Raw genomic sequence first — 3,182 nt, 5'->3', positions numbered from 1 at the left:
TATTGAGAATGAATTTAGAAAAGCAGTTAAGTTGAGGAGAGAATAGACAGTGAGTCCATTGATGCTGGCATATATGAAGATTGCTCTGGCTATGGCAATTGTGGGAAGTTCTGTAGTCGTTGGGAAACTTATTATATCAAGCTTCCCTATTTTTTTAGCATCCGAGTTGCGATTTATCATTGCAACGGTTATTCTGCTTCCACTTTTATTACAAAAAGAAAAACGATTTCCTTCAATTAATCAAAAATATTTATTTATCCTGTTTCTCCAAGCATTTACAGGAGTATTTTTGTTTAATATTTTTATGCTCTATGGCTTAAAATTTACAACTGCAATCGAAGCAGGGATCATAACAAGCACTCTTCCTGCGGTTGTCGGTTTGGTGTCTTTTTTATTCTTAAAAGAAAAATTGACAATAAAAAAAGGATTGGGAATCATATTTGCAGTAGTAGGCGTATTGTTAATTAACATTGTCGGTGATGAAGTAGGTAACAATAACTCCTTATTAGGAAACCTGTTAATCTTTGGGGCAGTTTTGGGTGAAACGTTGTTTATTACATTAGGAAAATCAGTATCGAATAAAGTTACACCCCTTACCATATCAACAATGATGAGTATTTTTGGTCTTATCATGTTTTTACCATTTTCCATTTATGAGGCTAAAGATTTTGATTTCTCAAGTGTAAGTATAATTGACTGGATGAATGTTTTATATTTTGGAATTGTTGTAACGGTACTTGCCTTTCTTTTAATGTATCAAGGATTATCAAAAGTTCCGGCAAGTTCGGCAGGGGTTCTTACAAGTGTGCTTCCTTTAAGTTCGATAATTCTTTCGTTTTTTATTTTAAAAGAAGAGGTTTTACTGCCGCATGTATTAGGTATGCTATTAGTCTTTGTAGCCATTTTCGTTATTTCAAAAGACTCTGTAGGCAATGAATCGGAAGCAAAAACATTTATATCTCAATAATCTAAACTTTGTTCAATTAAACGGGAATCGATTGTTGAGGAGCGGCATTGTCCCTGCCTTTTTTGTAAAAAAATAGGCTCATCCTGCGGAACCGTCCAGGCACGCGGTAGGCGTTACTCTCATAGGCTGAAGATAAGGCGAAAATCATCTGGGGGTGACCGTAATGGCAGGCTTGCTGGCGGTAGTGACGATGTTTTTCAAGGATCTCATGCTGTTCGTATCGTACATCAAGAACAACGCGTTTCCGCAGCCGTTGAGTGAGGAAGAGGAGAATAAGTACCTGGAACGGATGGCAGAGGGAGATAAGCATGCGAGGAATATGCTCATTGAGCACAATCTTCGATTGGTGGCACATATCGTTAAGAAATTTGAAAATACAGGCGAGGACAGTGAGGACCTTATCTCCATTGGCACGATTGGATTAATTAAAGCCATCGAAAGCTACAAGAAAAATAAGGGGACTAAACTGGCTACATATGCTGCCAGATGTATAGAAAATGAGATACTAATGCATCTTAGATCCTTAAAGAAAACAAAAAAAGATGTTTCGCTCCATGATCCAATTGGAACGGATAAGGAAGGAAATGAAATTTCTCTCATCGATATCCTGGGTACTGAAGCAAATGAAGTCGAAGACAAGGTACAGCTTAAAATCGAGAAAAAGAAAATCTACAAGCACATTCATATCCTGGATGAACGAGAAAAAGAAGTAATCATCGGCCGGTTTGGATTAGATAACGAAGAGGAGCGAACCCAACGAGAAATTGCGCGTGAGTTAGGCATTTCTCGTTCCTATGTGTCGCGAATCGAAAAACGAGCACTGTTAAAGCTATTTCATGAGTTTTACCGAAAGAATGAAGGGACAGTAAAAAGTTAAAAAGAAACGCCCCGGGAGAGTAAATCTCATGGGGCTTGTTTAGTATAAAGATTATTTATTTGAGCGTTTTGCATAATTTTTGCTCTTAGAGCCGCAGGGCTTTTTTAGCCACAAAAAAAGGCTTCACCCCAACTTATAGAAGAATATAGGTGACCAAACCCATTCCAAACCAGGATTAATGACCATACACCTAAAGTATGTTGCAGTGCTTTCGTCTGCGAAGGGTTGTTGATAAAAAGAATAATGGCAGCTAAAATAGCCCCTCCAATCACCCAAGAAATAAAATGCCGATACCATCCCAAACGTTCCCGCTTTGCGTGTTCTCTTCCGTGCCCGCTAAAACAAATACCCAGAATCCAATCTCACAGGCAATAATTAACCAGCCGATCAAACAACCACCCTCTTTATTTAATACACTTGTATTAAATAGTAACAAATTTATTTAATACAAGTGTGTTAAAGTGTAAATATGCCAAAAATAGTTGATCATAATAAACGTAAAATTCAAATCGCAGAAGCTGCATGGAAAGTTATTGTTAACGAAGGGATTGAAAACGCTACAGTACGAAAAGTTGCAAAAACTGCTGGACTATCAGTTGGTTCCTTACGTCACTATTTTGCATCACAATCGGAACTGTTGCTATTTTCAATGGAGCTTGTTTCCGAACGGGTAAAACAACGTATAGAAACAAGAAAATATGAGGGGTCCCCATTGGAAATTATGACAGAAGCTATATGTGAGGTACTGCCAGTCGATGATGATACGTACGACAAAATGATCCATACTTTAAAATATCATCTGCAAACACTTTGTAAATGAGGTAAACATACAAATACTCGATAAGGATACTTCCCATTACAAGAACCCACCGGCTTAGGCTGGTGTTTTTTTCTTTGCTTAAAAACATTTTCCTTTTTATTCCTTTTGCTGTAGGATGGAATAAAAAGGGGGTTGATAAAATGAAATGTCCTGAATGCGGTATGAAGACATGCAAGATGTGTAGTGATTTAGGAGTTTCATGGGAAGATGCTATCTACATAGGATATGTTGGCAAAGTAGACGAAGAAGGATATCTACACTTTCCGCAAATGTTAAAGTGGGAAATGAATATCCAAGAGGGGAACAAGTTTAATCTATACGCAAAAGATAATCAGCTTATCCTTAGGATGTTTCGTTGAATAACACTCAGTATACGAGTAGTTTAATCGAGCCAATTTATAACAGGTTTTATGTGTTAAGTGTGGAATAATACAAATATTAGAGGAGGGTAACAACATGGAGAAAGTGGAAGAATGCCTTCAAAGATGGACGCGTCATCGGACCGTACTTCAAGATTT

At 37.5% G+C, this 3,182-nt stretch carries 4 protein-coding genes; 3 read left to right on the top strand and 1 reads right to left on the bottom strand.

Annotated elements, in window-relative coordinates; translation table 11 throughout:
- The first annotated feature begins 49 nt into the window (after window positions 1-49).
- A complete protein-coding gene (locus ADA01nite_RS21435; RefSeq protein ID WP_246147450.1) occupies window positions 50-967 on the top strand; it encodes a DMT family transporter in 918 nt (305 codons plus the stop codon).
- 163 nt (window positions 968-1,130) lie between these two features.
- Window positions 1,131-1,844, top strand: a complete 714-nt coding sequence (sigK, locus tag ADA01nite_RS21430) for an RNA polymerase sporulation sigma factor SigK (protein WP_146812458.1) — start codon at window positions 1,131-1,133, stop codon at window positions 1,842-1,844.
- 268 nt (window positions 1,845-2,112) lie between these two features.
- On the opposite strand, the gene ADA01nite_RS22910 is transcribed toward sigK, so the two are convergent.
- Window positions 2,113-2,235, bottom strand: coding sequence for a hypothetical protein (locus ADA01nite_RS22910; protein ID WP_281286060.1), 123 nt, complete (start codon window positions 2,233-2,235; stop codon window positions 2,113-2,115).
- Window positions 2,236-2,313: 78 nt separating this feature from the next.
- Between ADA01nite_RS22910 and ADA01nite_RS21420 the strand changes: the two genes are divergently transcribed.
- Complete coding sequence (locus ADA01nite_RS21420) at window positions 2,314-2,664, top strand: TetR/AcrR family transcriptional regulator (protein ID WP_146812457.1); 351 nt, start codon at window positions 2,314-2,316, stop codon at window positions 2,662-2,664.
- Window positions 2,665-3,182: the final 518 nt, after the last annotated feature.

Source organism: Aneurinibacillus danicus (genome assembly GCF_007991215.1).
GTDB lineage: Bacteria > Bacillota > Bacilli > Aneurinibacillales > Aneurinibacillaceae > Aneurinibacillus > Aneurinibacillus danicus.
Note: the sequence above shows the minus strand (reverse complement) of the source record. Positions and strands in the feature narration are given on the sequence as shown.

Bases quoted from the DNA above. Each gene is read 5' to 3' on its own strand.
- sigK (WP_146812458.1), top strand. From the start codon at position 1,131: ATGGCAGGCTTGCTGGCGGTAGTGACGATGTTTTTCAAGGATCTCATG.
- ADA01nite_RS21420 (WP_146812457.1), top strand. From the start codon at position 2,314: ATGCCAAAAATAGTTGATCATAATAAACGTAAAATTCAAATCGCAGAA.